This is a genomic window from Sphingomonas sp. NIBR02145 (assembly GCF_027359115.1).
GTDB classification, from domain to species: domain Bacteria; phylum Pseudomonadota; class Alphaproteobacteria; order Sphingomonadales; family Sphingomonadaceae; genus Sphingomonas; species Sphingomonas kyeonggiensis_A.
Genome location: NZ_CP114791.1, coordinates 1,662,036 through 1,678,884 on the forward strand (window position 1 = coordinate 1,662,036; position 16,849 = coordinate 1,678,884).

General features: G+C 64.8%; 18 protein-coding genes and 1 tRNA gene. 9 read left to right on the top strand and 10 right to left on the bottom strand.

Annotated elements, in window-relative coordinates:
• Nucleotides 1-31 precede the first annotated feature (31 nt).
• Nucleotides 32-232, bottom strand: coding sequence for a 30S ribosomal protein S21 (gene rpsU / locus O3305_RS07405; RefSeq protein ID WP_269575828.1), 201 nt, complete (start codon nt 230-232; stop codon nt 32-34).
• Between the two features lie 304 nt (nt 233-536).
• Here rpsU and O3305_RS07410 point away from each other — a divergent pair, with 304 nt between their 5' ends.
• On the top strand, nt 537-791 hold the full coding sequence (locus O3305_RS07410; protein WP_269575829.1) for a hypothetical protein: 255 nt from the start codon (nt 537-539) through the stop codon (nt 789-791).
• Nucleotides 792-942: 151 nt separating this feature from the next.
• Here the strand turns inward: O3305_RS07410 and O3305_RS07415 are convergent, their stop codons facing one another.
• Nucleotides 943-1,209, bottom strand: coding sequence for a GlsB/YeaQ/YmgE family stress response membrane protein (locus tag O3305_RS07415; RefSeq protein WP_116842202.1), 267 nt, complete (start codon nt 1,207-1,209; stop codon nt 943-945).
• Between the two features lie 581 nt (nt 1,210-1,790).
• Between O3305_RS07415 and O3305_RS07420 the strand changes: the two genes are divergently transcribed.
• Nucleotides 1,791-2,024 (top strand): DUF6894 family protein, encoded by a 234-nt coding sequence (locus tag O3305_RS07420; protein WP_269575830.1) that lies wholly within the window; start codon nt 1,791-1,793, stop codon nt 2,022-2,024.
• A gap of 63 nt (nt 2,025-2,087) precedes the next feature.
• Here the strand turns inward: O3305_RS07420 and O3305_RS07425 are convergent, their stop codons facing one another.
• Entirely contained in the window at nt 2,088-2,612 is a 525-nt protein-coding gene (locus O3305_RS07425; protein WP_269575831.1) for a hypothetical protein, read from the bottom strand.
• Nucleotides 2,613-3,087: 475 nt separating this feature from the next.
• Nucleotides 3,088-6,708, bottom strand: coding sequence for an autotransporter domain-containing protein (locus O3305_RS07430; protein WP_269575832.1), 3,621 nt, complete (start codon nt 6,706-6,708; stop codon nt 3,088-3,090).
• Nucleotides 6,709-6,960: 252 nt separating this feature from the next.
• Here O3305_RS07430 and O3305_RS07435 point away from each other — a divergent pair, with 252 nt between their 5' ends.
• Nucleotides 6,961-7,566 carry a helix-turn-helix domain-containing protein gene (locus tag O3305_RS07435; RefSeq protein ID WP_269575833.1) on the top strand — a complete coding sequence of 202 codons (606 nt, stop codon included), beginning with the start codon at nt 6,961-6,963 and terminating at the stop codon, nt 7,564-7,566.
• Nucleotides 7,567-7,581: 15 nt separating this feature from the next.
• On the opposite strand, the gene O3305_RS07440 is transcribed toward O3305_RS07435, so the two are convergent.
• The 3 genes from O3305_RS07440 to O3305_RS07450 all read right to left on the bottom strand — a co-directional run bounded on the left by O3305_RS07440 (nt 7,582) and on the right by O3305_RS07450 (nt 9,712).
• A complete protein-coding gene (locus tag O3305_RS07440; RefSeq protein WP_269575834.1) occupies nt 7,582-7,854 on the bottom strand; it encodes a response regulator in 273 nt (90 codons plus the stop codon).
• Nucleotides 7,855-8,210: 356 nt separating this feature from the next.
• Nucleotides 8,211-9,392 (bottom strand): tyrosine-type recombinase/integrase, encoded by a 1,182-nt coding sequence (locus O3305_RS07445; RefSeq protein WP_269575835.1) that lies wholly within the window; start codon nt 9,390-9,392, stop codon nt 8,211-8,213.
• 230 nt (nt 9,393-9,622) lie between these two features.
• Nucleotides 9,623-9,712: transfer RNA gene (locus O3305_RS07450), tRNA-Ser, on the bottom strand.
• A gap of 173 nt (nt 9,713-9,885) precedes the next feature.
• On the opposite strand from O3305_RS07450, the gene hspQ reads away from it, so the two are divergent.
• The 6 genes from hspQ (at nt 9,886) to O3305_RS07480 (ending at nt 12,992) form a co-directional block, all read left to right on the top strand.
• Entirely contained in the window at nt 9,886-10,218 is a 333-nt protein-coding gene (gene hspQ / locus O3305_RS07455; RefSeq protein ID WP_184171213.1) for a heat shock protein HspQ, read from the top strand.
• A 119-nt stretch (nt 10,219-10,337) separates the two neighbouring features.
• Nucleotides 10,338-10,715 (top strand): 50S ribosomal protein L21, encoded by a 378-nt coding sequence (rplU, locus tag O3305_RS07460; RefSeq protein WP_184000535.1) that lies wholly within the window; start codon nt 10,338-10,340, stop codon nt 10,713-10,715.
• A gap of 24 nt (nt 10,716-10,739) precedes the next feature.
• Complete coding sequence (gene rpmA, locus O3305_RS07465) at nt 10,740-11,009, top strand: 50S ribosomal protein L27 (protein ID WP_180144722.1); 270 nt, start codon at nt 10,740-10,742, stop codon at nt 11,007-11,009.
• Between the two features lie 174 nt (nt 11,010-11,183).
• On the top strand, nt 11,184-11,744 hold the full coding sequence (locus O3305_RS07470) for a GNAT family N-acetyltransferase (RefSeq protein ID WP_269575836.1): 561 nt from the start codon (nt 11,184-11,186) through the stop codon (nt 11,742-11,744).
• Between the two features lie 280 nt (nt 11,745-12,024).
• Nucleotides 12,025-12,639 (top strand): TetR/AcrR family transcriptional regulator, encoded by a 615-nt coding sequence (locus O3305_RS07475; protein ID WP_184171206.1) that lies wholly within the window; start codon nt 12,025-12,027, stop codon nt 12,637-12,639.
• A gap of 5 nt (nt 12,640-12,644) precedes the next feature.
• The gene (locus tag O3305_RS07480) at nt 12,645-12,992 is read left to right on the top strand and encodes a hypothetical protein (protein WP_269575837.1); all 348 of its coding nucleotides are present in this window, start codon (nt 12,645-12,647) and stop codon (nt 12,990-12,992) included.
• A gap of 121 nt (nt 12,993-13,113) precedes the next feature.
• On the opposite strand, the gene O3305_RS07485 is transcribed toward O3305_RS07480, so the two are convergent.
• The 3 genes from O3305_RS07485 to O3305_RS07495 form a co-directional block, all read right to left on the bottom strand.
• A complete protein-coding gene (locus tag O3305_RS07485; protein ID WP_269575838.1) occupies nt 13,114-15,078 on the bottom strand; it encodes an ATP-binding protein in 1,965 nt (654 codons plus the stop codon).
• A 181-nt stretch (nt 15,079-15,259) separates the two neighbouring features.
• Nucleotides 15,260-16,450 (bottom strand): serine palmitoyltransferase, encoded by a 1,191-nt coding sequence (spt, locus tag O3305_RS07490; protein ID WP_502958198.1) that lies wholly within the window; start codon nt 16,448-16,450, stop codon nt 15,260-15,262.
• Between the two features lie 77 nt (nt 16,451-16,527).
• On the bottom strand, nt 16,528-16,770 hold the full coding sequence (locus O3305_RS07495) for an acyl carrier protein (RefSeq protein ID WP_116842527.1): 243 nt from the start codon (nt 16,768-16,770) through the stop codon (nt 16,528-16,530).
• Nucleotides 16,771-16,849: the final 79 nt, after the last annotated feature.

The window sequence follows — 16,849 nt, forward strand, 5'->3', positions numbered from 1 at the left end:
TGTCGAAGACGACAGCGCGTGTCGTCCCTTGTTACTTGTCGCGCTCTGCCCGCTTGCGATCGGCCTTTCGCGCGCGGCTGATCGCCGCGGCGCGCTCACGCGCCCGCTTTTCAGAAGGCTTCTCATAATGCCGGCGCAGCTTCATCTCACGATAGACGCCTTCCCGCTGCAGATTCTTCTTCAACGCGCGGAGCGCTTGATCGACATTGTTGTCGCGAACGATGATCTGCATGCTTGGTTGGCTTCCAACTGGTGCGGCGCTTGCCGAATTCCGCCGGCTCTAGCGCCGAACCCACCCGGGGGCAAAGCCATCAAAGCGCTTTCCCGGGGCCGCGGCACTGCCGCAGCCCAATCTACCTTCCTCCCTGACCTCCGGAAGCCCGCGACGAGGCCAGCTGACAGCGCCTCATCATATCATCGGCGCATGCGTTTGACCTCGCCGTCTCGCAGGGCGGCGCTGGCGGAAAGCTTCCCCAACCGGCATGGCGAGGCGGGGGCTGAAGCGAGTCTCTCGCGGATCGATGTGAAAGGGCAGGATGGAAAGCACAGAGTTTCGGGCCGGTCGGGCCGAAGGCGTTCGCGCCGCCTTGGCGGTCGTAGAGGCACTCCTGGAAGCGGAAGAATGCAAGCTCGATTTGCCCGCCCCTTATGTCACGCGCACAGCGCGGCGCACGAGGCGGCAAGCCTATCGCAACGCTGCATCCCGGCTTTGGACGCTTCTGAACAAGGTCAGCCGCAACAAAGCCGTGGCCGGAGAGATCGAAGCAAAGCTGAAGAGGATGGGCTTGTAGCACGCGAGCGGGAGATCAACTGATCCGGCATTCCGTGATGCCGTCTCTAAGACCCGGGTCGTAGGTCAGGAATATTGGTCCGCATCAAATGCCCCTTACCTGGATGGTGCGTACCGCCTGCTGCTCAGTGCAGCAGACGGTACGTCAAACCTCACCGAACGCGGCTGCGCTGCACCAGATTGAAGATCCCGAGCAACACGACGGCGCCGATAAATGCGATGATCAGTCCGGTCAGCGAGAATTCCTGCACGCTGCCGCGGACGCCGAAGAGCGGACCGGAAAGCCAATTGCCGATGATCGAGCCCACACAGCCTACGATGATGTTGAGGACGATGCCCATAGAGGCGTTGCGACCCATCACCATGCTGGCCAGCCAGCCGGCAATGCCGCCCACTATCAGTGCGATGATCCAACCCACTTCAATTCTCCCTGTCTGAAGACCTGACAGAGCAATCCATACTGGTCGGCTTTGTTCCGCGGCTGCAACGCTTCCGCCCCACCGATTTCAGCTTCGGCAGCCCTTCCCCATCATGCACCGCGGCCACAATGCCTCCCTTCTTTGCGGTGTTCCTGACGCAGAACAGCCAGAACCGCGCCCGAGTGTCGAACGGCCGCATGCCCGCTGTTGTGCCGGGTAACCGTCCGGGCATCGGTATGCGGCCAACATAGTTAGTGGCGTGGTTTACGCCCGGACTGCCGCGCCGGCCTGCGCTATCCAGAATAGTTGCCGAGCCCGGTCCGTGAGCATGATGCGCGCGATCGGCCCCTGTCGTTCATTCTCGACATCGAAGCTGCCTGCAACGCGCGGCGGGTAACCCGCACTTCCTTCCGCACCACGTGGCGCGCAGCGGAATTGGGGGGATGAGCGCTGTCCGCAGGTCAGGATGCTCATGTGCCTATGGGACTCATTGTGGCCCAAGGTACACCTCAACCACTAGAGCGCCGGAAACTGTTCGAGATCCGGTAAGTTTTGGCAGCATGCCAAGGTATCACCTGCATGTGCACAACGGCTTCGGAACCGCCCTCGATGAAGAAGGCCAGGATTGCGGCAGCCTCGCAGAGGCGGAACGCGTTGCCATCGCGAGCGTCCGGGCCATCCTTGCGGACGAAGTGACGAGCAAGGGTTTGCTCGACTTGCGAGGGCATGTGGATATCGAAGCGGCGGACGGCCTCAAGCTGTCGACTGTGAAATTCTGCGACGCCGTTGATCTGCGTCTCGGCAGAGACGCCTGATCGCAAGGATCACAACCTCCCTCCCCGCCTTGGTGGGCCGCCTAGCGCTTCTCGCGTAGGAGGTTACGCTCGCCAGCGCGCCAGCATCTCTTCGTAGCGCAGCTTCTCGGCATCGCGCGCCGATCGGGCTTTTCGCACGAGCTCGCCTGCCGCGCGCTCGGCCGCCTGGCGCTCGTGTGCAAGCCTTCGCTCCCGTTCGCGGAAGTCCCGCTCTAGCTGCTCGGCCGCACGCTGCGCGCCATCCAGGGTTTCCTCGGCATCGTCGAGCGGCTTACGATCGGGCCGGGGGCGAGGCTTTCTCTTTGGCGCAGCCGATGCTTGGGGTTCTCGCCGGCTATCTGCCGCACTCGCCCGTTCGAGGGCAGCGAAATGCTCGGCTTCGCTACCGCGGAGGCGCTTGATGACCTTGCCTGGATGGGCAAGCGGCTCCTTCGACAACTCGGCATCGCTCACCAGCTCGGCGGCACCGCGCGCGAACAAGTTTGCCGCAGCACCCCAGGCCTCAAGCGCCGCCTTTTGGCTGGCGGCGGCAACATAGGCATCGTGAAAGCCGATTGCAGTTCGGAAGACCTTGAGTTTGCGCGGCATCGCAATTGAACGCGCCTCAAGGGCCGCGGCTCCCGCGACCTGCACGCCGCGTCGAGGCACGCCGCGCTTGACCCGGGAATGCGTAGCGCCGCAGCCCGTCGGCTCCGCGTTCGCCTCAGCCTCGATCAGGCCGCGAAATCTGGCTTCTGCAGGACCGCATCGGCGATCGAAGGATCGCTACCATGTTCGGCAATCTCCGTGATGCCGTATACTGATCTGCCGGCGCTTGTGGATTGACTCGAAGGCTCGCCGCGAAGGCGCGATCGTCGCAAGCCACAATGGCAAAGCTTTTTCGCCTGGGGGGCGACGCGTTCACCGTGCATGGCATGGCACCGCGCGCTCAAGTTTCGGCCCCACTGAGATGGAAGCCGGGCGACCGATGCGGTTTCCCTGCTTCAGCGTTGGCATAACGACACACGTCCAAATGCGCATGGGCCGTCTCTTGCGAGACGACCCATGAACACCCCTCGCAAGATCAGAAGCGGAAACGAACCCCGGCGCGGCCGCCATAGCCTTCATAATCGCCACCATCGGCATAGCGGCCCTCGAAGAAGCCGCTGATCGCTCCGCGCTGTGAGCCGATGTTCAGACCCAGCAGCCCTTCGCCATAGTCGCTCAGCCGCTGGTTGCCGAAGCGCACCGTCTGTCCGCCGCTGGTGAAGGTGACCTGGTCCTGGCCCTTGAACTCATGGACATAGTTGCCGCCCCCATAGAGCGTCATCTTGGCGGGACCGATATCGCTGGTGAAGCCGATCCGCGCGCCACCACGGCCGCGCACGCCGTCCTGGTCGTTGAAAGCGAAATTGCCTGACGCATTGCCGAAATTGTCGAAATCGGAATGCGTGTAGGAAACGCTTGCCGCCGGCTCGAACCAGAGCTTGCTGCCGAAGCGGACGCCTACCTCCGCTTTGCCGCCATAGATCGAGCCCTTCAGCTTCTGGGTGTAGCGACCCGAGATGCTGACATTGTCGCCCCAATAATAGTCGTACTTGGCGAGCGCGTTGACGAAGAAGCTGCCGGCGTTGAGGCTGGCATAGACACCGCCATTGACCGCATCGAAGTTGATCCGGTCAGGCGAGTTGGCGAAGTTCAGGTTGGAATTGAGATAGCCGCCGGTCAGGCCGAAGGCGAATCCGCCCTCACCCACCGGAGCGCCCAGATCCACGCCCATCTGGCCGCCAAAATAGTCCTGCTTGTAGCTCAGATCGACCGGGGTAGTGACGCCGTTGAAGGCGAAGCTGCGGTTGCTGCCGCGTTGCTCGACCTGACCAAGCACCTGGGCCCAGACGCGACCGCCGGCACCACCGGGGCCATTGGCGGCGACATTGTCGCGCAACTCGCGCATATGCCCCGACCAGCTGTCGCCCGACTGCAGCCAGAGGTTGCGCACCCCTTCGGCGAACAGCGATGCGCGATAGACCCCGACGCCGGGCGTGGCGACTAGGCTGTAGGCGAAGGTCGTCGGGTTGTAGACGATGCCATACTGGATCAGGCCCTGATCGACGCTGCCGCCGTCGAGCGTGAACGCCGTTGCGGACGAGGCCGCGCCGGCCTGCGCCACCACTGCGCCTGCGCTGGTGCTGAGCACCGCCGGCACATTATTGAGCGCGGCGACCGAGACGATCGTTGTTCCCGTCGCCGCGCCGCCGATGCGCAGTTGGTCGGCGGTGAAAGCAATAAGATCGACATCGACGCCGAGCTGCGCCGCGCCGTTGCCGGCATAACTGCCCGGCAGAACCAGCACATCGCCGACATGGCCGTTACGCAGATCGACCAGGCCGCTGTTGTTGAACGTCTCCAGTCCGGTGAGCGTGACCGTTCCGGCGGTCGTCGCCAGGCCGAGTACGCGGAGCGTGGCGCTGTTGTTGAACACGTCCGCGCCCGCGCCGAAGTCGCTGTTGCTGTTCGCATTGAAGGTGCCGGTGTTGTTCACCGTATCGCCATTGGCGGTCAGCAGGATGCGGCCGTTGATCGTGCCGCTATTGTTGACCGTCGCCGCGCCGCCGGTGACCGCGAGGGCATAGTTGCCGCCGCCGAGCGTACCGGCGTTGGTCACCGTGGTGCCCGTGCCCGACGTGATCGTTGCGCCGTTGTTGAGGCCGGTGAGGGTGCCTGAGGTCAGGGCGAGATTGGCGGTGGTCGCCGCCGCGATGCTCACGCCGTCAAGGCTGGCCGAGTTGTTTGTGCCGCTGAGCGAGACGCCAACCGAGCCTGCCGTGCTGTTCGCCACGATCGCATTCGACGTCGCGCCCGTGGTGGTGACGCCGGTCGCCGAAATGGTGACTGCCCCGCCGCCATTGGCGACAATGCCTCGGCTGTTGGCGCCGGTGGTGGCAACCTGTCCGCCGGTGATGGCGATGGTGCCCGGCGTAACGATGTTGATGCCGTCAGACGTGGCGCCGGTGGTGGTGATCGTACCGCTGTTGACGAACGTCACCGGGCCGGTGCCGGTGATGACGACCGCAGTTCCGGTGCCGGTAGTCCCGGCGCCGGCGACAGAAGCGTTGATCGCCCCAGCACCACCGGTGATGCGAAGCGCGTTCGCGCCATTGGCCGCATGCCTGCCGCCGGTGAAGGTCACCGCGCCGGTGCTATTGACGGCCGTGCCGGTCGCGCCCGCCTCGGTCGCGGTTACAGCACCGGTGGTAAGCGTGACGGCGTTGGTGCCGGCGTTGACGATCAGACCATTGCCGGTCGTCGCCACGGTGCCGACGGTCAGGTTGATCGGCGCGGTCGAGGTGATGATCGCACCCTGCGCGCCGAGACCCGTGGTGGTGACGTTGCCGAGATTGCCCGTGACGCCCGCGCCGGTGACGAGCGCGGCGGTCACGCCGGCTCCATTGGTGCGAAGCGTCGAGCCGTTACCGCGCAGGTTGATCGTGCCGGTTGAGGCAAGATCTAGAGCACTGGCGCTGTTAACGCCGGCCGCGATGCCCGACGTGGTGATGTTGCCGTAGCCGGCATCGATCGCGCCGGTGGCCGCGCGGATGTACAGGCCCGTGCCGCCATTGCCGGTGGTGGTGATCACCCCCGCATTGGTGGTGACCGTGCCGGCGCCGATGGTGTTGGCGGTGACGCCATAGGAGCCGATGCCCGAGGTGGTCGCCGAGGCGATGTTGACCGCCATGTTGCCGCCGACCGATGTCGCGAACACGCCATTGCTGTTGAGGCCGGTCGTAGAGAGCGCGCCGCAATTAACCGTCACCGATCCGGTGCCAGCGGCCTGTGCCGAGACCGCAGTTGCGTTGTCGCCAGTCGTGGTCACGCTCGGGCAGCCACCAATGTCGATCGCCCCGGTCGCGCTGAACGCGTTGGCGATAATGCCAGCACCGTTGACCGTGCTGACCGAGCCCGTGCGGACCGTGACGTTACCGGTGAAGCCCTGCGCCGCGACGCCGTAGCCGCCGGGGGTGGTGGCGCCGTTGGTCGAGGTGGTGACGTTGCCGGCGGTGACCGACACGGTGCCTCCATTGGCGAGGATCGCGCGATCGCCCGTTACGACATTGCCCACGACAACGGTGTTCGCGCCGTTGGTCGCCGAGACCGTGCGGATGCCGCGGCCGGTCGCGGTGATGTTGCCCGCAGTGGTCGAGATGGCGCCGGTCTGGGCGCCGGCGTCGATCGCGGTGCTGTTCGCACCGGTGACGTTGATGTTGCCGGTCCGCAGCGTAAGGTCGCCGCCGGCCGTCGACAGCACGCCAAACGAATTGGCGCCGCTGGTTGCGATGTTGCCGACCGTGAAGGTGGCAGGCTGAGCGAGCGTATTGAGCGTGACGCCATTGGCAGCGACACCGCCGGTGACGTTGATATTCACCGGCGCGCCGGCGCCAGCAGGGGTGAGGCTGAGCGCACCGCCGGTGGAAGTCAGGTTGACCGCGGTCACGCCCGTCGTCGAAATCGGGCCGGTGGCGGTATAGGTCGTCGTTGCCGGGCTGGTCGCATCGACAGTCACCAGGCCGGGGCCTGCAATCGTCGTATTGCCGGCGGTGGTGGTGCCCGTCAGCACGGTGGCCGCGCCATCGACGCAGGTGATCGTGGTGCCGGTCTGCGAGCAGGTGGTCGCCTGCGCGGATGCGCTGGTGGGCAGAAGCAGCATTGCTGCGGCGGTGGATACGCTACCGAGAAGCGCGAGGCGCAACTTGGTTGCAGGGGTGGCGGACGCCATCACGTGCGAAACGAACATCTAAACCGGTCTCCTGGAATCAGGTCCCCCCGGATTAGTTTTCGCTTAGCCGCAACCTTTCAAGGTAGATACTCGTATGACTACTAGGCCAAATAACTGATCTTATGAAAAAATTGTTTTAGACAGATAGTTCTGCATCGGGAGGAAATCTTTATTTCGGGAGTTTTGCAACTTTCTCCGGGACGCGAATTCGGGTTTTCTTCGTGCGACTTTGTCCTCGCAGCGATTGATCATTCGTCCATTGGTGTCGCCGTTTGCGACCGCGACTTTACCGCACATTTCCGCAACCCCGCGATTAACCAGCTTCTCGGTGGCGGGGCAGACGCCATCCATGGGCTGGCGATTCTGGGTGTGCTTGGCGTTGATGTGGACGCGGCGATGTCGGAGATCGCATCGCAGGGCCGCTGGACCGGGGTGATCGAAGGCGACACACTCGGCGCCGTCGAGCTGTATGTCACGGCCGAGCCGTTCGATGGCGCAAACAACGCGGCCGGCTGGCTGATCACTGCGCACAGGTACGGCGCGCGCGCCGCACCCGTTTCGCTCACCGACCCCCAGCTTATCGCCCTGTCCGGCAAGCTCACGGCGCGCGAGCGCGAAGTGGTGCTCGCGTTGCAGGAAGGCGCCAGCAACAAGGCGATCGCGTTGCGCCTGGCCATCAGCCCGCGAACGGTCGAATTTCACCGCGCGCGGATCATGCAGCGCTTCGCCGCCACCTCCGTTGTCGAGCTGGTGCGGAAGGTCGCCGGGGACACACTGGCGACGATGTAATCGCGCGCCGGCGCCCTAGCGTCCAAGCACTTCGCGCGCCTTGGCGGCAAGCGTGGCGTAGGTGAATGGCTTGGTGATCAGATCGACGCCAGATTCGAGCCGATCGTCCCGCATGATCGCGTCGCGAGTGTAGCCCGAGGCGAACAGGACCTTCAGGTCTGGATGCATGGAGCGCGCGGTATGCGCGAGCTCCTCGCCCGACATTTGGGGCATCACCACATCGGTAAGCAGCAGATCGATCGAAAAATCGTCGCGCTCGAGCAGGCGCACCGCGGAGTGTCCCATCATGCGCCTCGACCACGCGATAGCCCAGTTCGCGGAGGATGCCGACGGTGTAGGCGCGAACTTCGCCGTCATCCTCGACGACGAGGACCGTCTCCGATCCGCCTTCAGCTTCCATCGAAGACACGAGCCCATATTCGTCGGCGCCCAGCTGCCTGGACTCGCGGCCGAGGAGCAGGCGGACGGTCGTCCCCTCGCCTTCGGCCGATTGGATCTAGACATGCCAGGAATGCCGTGGACAATGCCTCCAGCGGAATAATGCAATAATCCCTTGGCTAAGAGCGATACCGCGTGGCCAGCCTGCTCATGTCTTCCAGATAGTCGGGCACCGCAGCTCCGCCCGCCGCGATGCCCGACCTGGCTCAGGCCGGTTTCACCTTCGGCATGGGGTGCGGCCCACAATACTTCGCCCAGCTGTCCATCAGGGCCTTTCGCTTCTTGAGGAGATCCCCTCGGCGATAGGCGGCTTCCGCTTTTCCTGGAATGCTATGCGCGAGCGCCATTTCGCACACCTCATTGGGATAATTTGTCTCCTCAGATGACCAATCCCTGAAGGTAGAACGGAAACCATGCACGGTCGCGTCCACTTTCATCCGCCTCAACAGCATCGGCATTGCCATAATGGTGAGCGGCTTTTCCAATCCCTCGCCCTTGAAGATGAAACCACTTCTTTTGTCCTCGGGGGTCGCAAGCAGAATTTCCAGCGCGGGATCTGACAGGGGAACTCGGTGCACGCGCCCAGCCTTCATGTGCTCGGCAGGTACGATCCAGAGCTTCTGCCTGAGGTCGATCTCGCTCCAGTCTGCCAGCAGCACTTCCTTGGTCCGCGCTGCGGTCAGGATGAGGAACTCAAGCGCTCGAGCCGCATTAGCCGGACGAGTCCGGAGCTTCTTCATGAACGGCCTGATCTTCTGGAAAGCCAGCGCCGCATGATGACCGCGACATCCAGGACGCTTGGGGAGCAACTGGTTAAGGTGCCCTCGCCACCTGGCCGGGTTTTCGCCATCTCTGAAGCCCGCAACCTTAGCTGCGTCTAGGATATTCTCGATCCTCCCGCGAAGCCGGTCCGCCGTTTCCGGAACGCGGGACCAGTGCGGTCGAAGCGTCCGCATCACCTCGTCGGTACCGATGTCCGCAATCGCTAGTCTTCGAAGCGGTGCAGCATATTTTGTAAGCGTCATCTTCCACTGGGCCACGTGCTTCGGATTCCGCCAGGCGGGGGCCATCGTCTCGATATACTGGTCGGCGAACTCCCCGAAGGTAATCGCATCATGGCCCCGGCCCCGAGCGAGCTTCGGGTTTCGCCCTTCCAGAATGAGCTCACGGCACTCCGCTGCCTGCTCACGCGCCTTCGCGAGCGAGAGCGACCGGGCGCTACCCAGGCCGAATTCGCAGCGAGACCCTCGCCAGGAGTAGCGGAAGAGCCAGCGGCGCCTTGATGCGTCCACATGGAGGTACAGACCACCCCCATCCGCGTACTTGCCGGGCTCCTTTAGCGCCGCGACCTTGGTGGCAGTGAGTCGATTGAGCGTGCGGCCGGTCATAGTCTCGAACTCCCGTTCAAGACCCGTACCCGCCATGGGTCAGCTGGTCGTTGGATCGTCCCCGAAAAGGCCGAGCCGCAATTCAGTACCCTACAAGGTACCACCAATTGCGGCGCGCTGCCCCGATCCTGCTTGAGACTAACCGAGACAATGATTTTCAGCAAGTATCTGAAATCGCTCATTTTTTGAGACGACTTGGGACAAGCTGAGACGCTATGAGAAGGCGTAAATGGCGGAGAGGGAGGGATTCGAACCCTCGTTACGGTTACCCGTAAACCGCATTTCGAGTGCGGCGCATTCGACCACTCTGCCACCTCTCCGCGAGGCGATTACTGCGCGGAAAACTCCGCGTCGGTCGCTGTGAGGGGCGGCCCCTAGCGCAGCGTTTCGGATACTGCAAGCGCATCCTTGTACCTAAACGAAGAGATATTAGATTAAGTCCATGACTCAAGCCCCCGGCGCCTCCCCTTCCCCCCTTGAGCCCGGAGTTCCGATGCCCGCCGTCGCGACCGCGCGCTTCGCCATCGGCGACGTGGTGCGCCACCGCCAGTTCGAGTTCCGCGGCGTGATCTTCGACGTCGACCCCGTCTTCGCCAACAGCGAGGAATGGTACGAGGCGATTCCCGAGGACGTGCGCCCCCGCAAGGACCAGCCCTTCTACCACCTGCTCGCCGAGAACGACGAATCGAGCTATGTCGCCTATGTCAGCCAGCAGAACCTGGTGGCCGACGACAGCGAGGAACCGGTCGACCACCCCGCGATCAACGGGCTTTTCGACGGCTATACCGGCGGCCGCTACACTTTGAAGCGCACGCACCGTCACTAAACTGCCCTTTATGGGTAGTTACCGGTTGACTTCGGCGACTCTCTCCCTTAGCTGCGCCCTTCCTCCTGCCGGGGTGCAACCTTGGCGGGCACAAGCATTTGAACCAGAGAAGAGACCCGATGTTCGCTATCGTGCGCACGGGCGGCAAGCAGTATCGCGTTGCCGCAGGAGACAAGATCGTTGTCGAGAAGCTCGACGGCGAGGCCGGTTCGACGGTCACGCTCGGCGACGTTCTGCTCGCCGGCGAAGGTGGTGAGCTGAAGTCGACCGACGGTCTGACCGTTTCGGCCGAGATCATTGCGCAGGCGAAGGGCGAGAAGGTTATCGTCTTCAAGAAGCGCCGTCGCCACAACTATCGTCGCAAGAACGGCCACCGCCAGAACCACACCATCCTGAAGATCACCGCGATCGGTGCCCAGGAAGCCAAGAAGGCCGCGCCGAAGGCGAAGAAGGCCGCCGCTCCCGCCGAGGCTGAAGCCCCGGCCGCGGAAGCGTAAGCGAAGATACGAGGAGTATAGACCATGGCACATAAGAAGGCAGGCGGTTCTTCGCGTAACGGTCGTGATTCGGCCGGTCGTCGTCTTGGCGTGAAGAAGTTCGGCAGCGAAGCAGTCGTCGCCGGCAACATCATCGTGCGCCAGCGCGGCACCAAGATTTATCCGGGCGTGAACGTGGGCATGGGCAAGGACCATACCCTTTTCGCGCTCGTCGACGGCCGCGTGTCGTTCAAGGAAGGCAAGCTTGGCCGCAAGTTCTGCTCGGTAGACATGATTGCGGAAGCTGCCGAATAACATCGGGTGACCGACCGGGTTGCCCACCAGGGTGACCCGGGTTCGACGAACGAACCAGCTGAAAAGGGAGACGGGTCGCCCCGGCTCCCTTTTTTATTTCCTCCCTGACACCACGGCGCAACAACCTCGTCACACAAACGTGGCGTGGGGCGTCGCAGGACCAAGGAGACGGTCATGTTCGTGCGAACGCAGAGACTGACATTGCGCCCCGGCTGGCCCGAGGACGCCACCGCCCTGATGCAGGCGATCGGCCATGAGAATGTCGTGCGCAACCTGTCGCGCGCGCCATGGCCCTACCCCATGGAAGCGGCCGAGACCTTCCTCTCGAGCTTCGAGGATCCCGTCGATCCCAAGTTCCTGGTGTTCGAGCACCGGGACGGCGCCACGCGCCTGATCGGCGGCACCGGCCTGAGCGTGTGGAAGGACGAGCCCAATGAATTCGGCTATTGGTACACGCCGGACGCCTGGGGCCGCGGCATCGCGACCGAGGCCGGGCGCGCGGTGCTGCAGGCAGCGCGGGCACGCGGCATCCGCCGGGTGACCGCCGGCCATTTCATCGACAACCCCGCATCGGGCCGGGTGCTGCGCAAGCTGGGCTTCCGCCCGACCGGCCAGCTCGTCTCGATCTATTCGCGGGGCCGCGGCTGCGAAGCCCCCACCACCCGCTACGAGATCGACCTGTGCGAGGGCGATTGCAGCGGCGGCGGGGACGAGGACCACCGAATGGCAGCGTGAGGCCGTCACAACATCATTGATCCAGCTGTTCCCCGGCGAAGGCCGGGGTCCAGTTGCCATGGTGTTCGAGAGGTTTGACCACCCCAACCAACTGCGCCGAAAATGGGCCCCGGCCTTCGCCGGGGAACCGAATGAGCCGATAGCGGCGCAAATCTTCCATGTCGGGCCCGCGGTGAGTCCCTTTCGCGGGAGCAGCTTGCGGGCCGAATTGTATGATCTACCGGCTTTCCCCCTTGGAAATCATGCCGTAAGCGGTGTCTTTGGGGGCTTACCGCTGAACATGACCGTCGCACCACGCAAACGCCTTTCACCCGAAGAATCCCGCGACGCCGCACTCGAGGCCGCGCGCGAACTCCTGCTCGAGGCCGGACCCGGCGCAGTGACGCTGAAGGCGGTGGCGGCGAAGATCGGGCGGACGCACGCCAATCTGCTCCACCATTTCGGCTCGGCATCGGGGCTGCAAAAGGCGCTGGCCGCCAATATCGCCGATAGCGTGACCGGCAAGATCGGCGCCGCGGTGATGCGCGCGCGTGCCGGGGCGGACCATGACGACCGCGAAGTGGTCAACATGACCTTCGACGCGTTCGACAAGGGCGGAGCCGGCGCGCTGGCGAGCTGGATGATCCTGACCGGCAACCAGGATGCGCTCGACCCGATCCTGGAGGCGATCCACCGGCTGGTCGACGAGCTGGCCGAGGGGCATGACGACAAGACGCATTCGCTGCATGAGGAGACGCTGCAGCTGGTGCTGATGGCCGTGGGCGACGCGCTGCTCGGCGCACCAATGGCCCGGGCACTCGGCCTGCCGCGCGACAAGGCCCGCGAGATCGCCGCCGCGCAGCTTTCGCGGACGATGGGGGAGCATCACGGGCATAGCCATCCCGGCGAGGAGTAACCGCCATGATCCTGTTTTCGATCGCGTTGTTGTCGCTGACCGTGCCGGACAAGGGCTGCAACCTGTCGGCGCAATGGGGCACGAAGCTGCCGAAGAAGAGCGCCAATGCCCATGAGGTGCGCGACAATGGCGGCGAGGCGCTGTGGGGCGTCCTGCGCGCCAGCGACACTTCGCTGGAGGACTTCGCCAGCGGCGCCGCGCGCGAGACGCCGCGCCGGCCGATCCTCCTCCAGGCCGCCGGCACCGATTGCGCGGTGGTGGAACGCTATGCCGCGATCATCGAGGCCGCGGCCAATTGCGCGCCGGACTGGTGCGTGGTGAACTACAAGCCGGTGGTCGCGAAGGCGGACTAGCCTTCTTCCTTCGTCACCCTGAACTTGTCTCAGGGTCCAACTATCGACGAGCGATGGGCAGGAGGCTCAAGCGCCTCCCCTGTTGCACGTTGGATGCTGAAACAAGTTCAGCATGACAGCGCTACTCCGCCGCCGCCCTGCCGGCGCGGCGCGATTCATGGGCCATGGCTTCGTTCACCGCCGCTTCGAGCCCGGCGATGGTGAAGGGCTTGCGCAGCACGGTGCGGCCCTTGAAGATGCCGGCATCGGCCTCGCCCGCGAAGCCGGTGACGAACAGCACCGCGACCCCTTCGATCCGATCGCCGAGCGCGGCGATCATCTCCGGGCCGGTCTGGCCGGGCATCAGCACGTCGGACACGATCAGATCGAGCCCGGGCACCAGCGCGAGCGCGCCCGGCGCCGCCTGCGGATCATCGCAGCCGGTGGCGCTGTGGCCGAGCTCCTTGAGCGCGCCGAGCGTCGCCGCCAGCACGCGCGGATCGTCCTCGACCACCAGTATCTCGAGCGGACGGCCGATATGCGCGGGCGCGTCTCCCGATTCGGCGGAAGCCTCGGCCGCTTCGCCCTCGCCGATATGGCGCGGCAGATAGAGCGTCACGCGGGTGCCCCTGCCCGGCGCGGTATCGATGCCGATCTCGCCGCCCGACTGGCGGACGAAGCCGAAGATCTGGCTGAGCCCGAGGCCCGTGCCCTTGCCGACCGGCTTGGTGGTGAAGAAGGGCTCGAACACGCGCGCGAGCACCTCGGGCGTCATCCCCTGACCGGTATCGCCCACTTCGATCGAGACATAATCGCCGGCCAGGCATTCGCCGACCTGGTGATCGGCCAGGCGGATACCGCCGGTGTTGATGCTGAGGGTACCCTGCCCCTCCATCGCATCGCGGGCATTGACCGCGAGATTGAGCAGCGCGTTCTCGAGCTGGTGGCGATCGACCCAGATGCGCCAGTGCCTGCCGGCATCGGCAGTGGTGACCGCGATCCCGTCGCCCAGCGTGCGATCGAGCAGATCCGTCATGCCCTCGATCAGCGTGCCGGCCTCCACCGCTTCGGGCAGCAGGGGCTCGGCGCGCGAGAAGGCGAGCAGGCGGCGGGTGAGCGCGGCGGCACGGTTGGCGCCTTCCATCGCATTCTCGATATGCTTCTGCGCATCGGGGCCGCGATTGTGGAGATGGCGCTTGGCCAGTTCCAATCCGCCCAGCACGACCGCCAGCATATTGTTGAAATCATGCGCGATTCCACCAGTGAGCTGGCCAACCGCCTCCATCTTCTGCGCCTGGCGGAGCTGGTCCTGCGCGGCTTCGCGCTCGCTGGCCTCGGCACGGAGCTGCTCGGTCGCTTCGGCTACCGCTTCCTGCAGTTCCTCCGCCCGTTCGCGCTCGGCATCGGCATTGGCATCGGCGACGGCGCGCTCGCCCTGCGCCTCGATCGCCATCCAGCCGAGCAGCACCGCGCCCAGCACGATCAATATGCCGAAGCCGGTGAGCAGGCGGGATGCAAAGCCCGAATTGGCGACGAGATCGGCAGCGGCCTGGCTGCGCTGGCGCAGCGTCACCCGCTCGGCATCGACCATCTCGGTGAGCACCGATTCGAGCTGGCTGCGCGCCGGGCTGGCACGGACCTGGTAATAGCTGCCCCAGGCATCGCTGTGCCGCTTGTAGGAGGAGTAGAGCGCGGTGGTATCGAGTTCCTTGCCGCGGGCATCGAACGCCTGCTTGAGCCGGACGATGCGGGCCTGCTGGGCGGGATTGTCGGCGAGCAGCTGGCGGAGCCGGTTGAGCTGTTCCGAGGCGCGGCCCCATCGCGCGCTATATTGCTGGCCGAGATTCTTGTCGGCGCTGACGACATAGCGGCCGAGCGCCGCCTCCGCCCCCAGGATCGCGCCCGACAGCTGGCTGACCCGCATGATGACTTCGAACGTATGCTGCTGGCGCGCGATCGCCCGATCGCGCTCGGCATCGGTACGTGCCTGGATCACCGCCACGGCGGCAAGCACGACGATCCCGAGCAGCGCCAGCGCGCCGAGCAATGCCATCCGCCAGTTCGTCGCCCGGACGGCACGCTCCAGAGCGGTGTTACTCTCACTCATTACGGGCTCGGTTTTAATCGACCCTGACGGCGTAGGAAAGCGTCCTTGGGACGGATCGTTACTCGCGGTGCCCGCTTTGGCCTGGCTATTGCCCGGCGAAAGCCGGAGCCCAGGGCCACAGGCGGCCCGGCAGAGAAACCCCGGGCCCCGGCTTTCGCCGGGGAACCAGGGATGCCCGATATCAGGCGATGACGCCCACGGCCTGGCCCGCCGCCTTGAACATGCCCAGCACGCGCTGGATCTGCTCGGCGGTGTGCTCGGCGCAGAGCGAGCAGCGCAGCAGGAAGGTGCCGGCCGGGGTCGCCGGCGGGCGGGCGAGGTTCACATAGAGGCCGCCCTCAAGCAGCGCCTGCCACATCATCGCGCCCTGGACCTGGTCCTCGAGGATCACCGCGATGATCGCCGAATCGGGGTTCTCGGTGCCGAGCTTGAAGCCCATTTCCTTGAGGCCGGCGTGCAGCGTGCGGGCATTCTCCCACAGATGCGCGCGCTTGTTGTGCGCGTGCATCAGCTTGCGGATCGAAGTCGCCGCGGTGGCGACCACGCTCGGCGGCAGCGAGGCGGTGAAGATGTACGGGCGGCAGGCGAGGCGGATCGCCTCGAACTTCGGGTGGTTCGACACGCAGAAGCCGCCGACGGTGCCGACCGACTTGGAGAAGGTGCCGACGACGAAGTCGACCTGGCCTTCCAGGCCCTGGTCCTCATAGACGCCGCGGCCGTTCGGGCCGAAGAACCCCATCGAATGGGCCTCGTCCGAGAGCACCATCGCGCCGTGCTTCTTGGCGACTTCGACCATTTCCTTCAGCGGAGCGATGTCGCCGAGCATCGAGTAGACGCCCTCGAGCACGACCAGCTTGCCGGCCCCCTTGGGCAGGCGGCCGAGGCGCTTGTCGAGATCCTCGACGCTGTTGTGGCGGAAGCGGATGATCTCGGCATTGCCCTGCTTGCAACCGTCATAGATCGAGGCGTGGCTGTCGGCGTCGAGGATGACATACTCGCCCTTGCCGACGAGCGTGGAGATCATGCCGAGATTGGCCATGTAGCCGGTCGAGAAGACGATCGCGCCGGAGACGCCGTAGAATTCGCGCAGCGCCTGTTCCACGTCCATATGGTCGTGGAAGGTGCCGTTGAGCATGCGGCTGCCATTGGTGCCCGAGCCGAACTTGTCGAGCGCGTCCTTGCCGGCCTGGATCACGTCCGGATCGAACGTCATGCCCATGTAATTGTAGGTGCCGAGCAGGATCGTGTCCTTGCCCTTGATCACCGCCTCGGTGGGCGACTTCACCTGCTCCATCACCACCGCATAGGGGTCGGTGACGCCGCTGGCGAGCAGCCGCTCGCGCTCGTTGATCAGCGCATCGAACTTCGACATCAGGTCGGTTTCGGGCGCGACGGCGGCCGGGTTGGCGGGGAGCGCGTCGGCGGTGTTCAGGCTGTCGGTCACGTGGCTCAGCCCTTGAGCTTCTGCACGGCGTCGACCAGCTGGCCGATATTCTCGATCTCGGCCTGCATGTTCATCGTGATGATGATGTCGAACTCGTCCTCGATCGCCGCGACGAAATCCATCACCGTGAGGCTGTCCCACTCCAGGTCGCCGGCGAAGGTGGTGCTGTCGGTCAGCGCGACGCCCTTCTTGTTGAAGGGCTCGATCTGGGCGGTGACGGTCTCGAAGACGGAAGCGCGGTCGGTCATGGGGTCCCTCTAGTGGTATCGCGATGCACTGCCAAGCGATTGCGGCGGAAACGGGCCGATGGGAGGGCGCGCGCGGCGC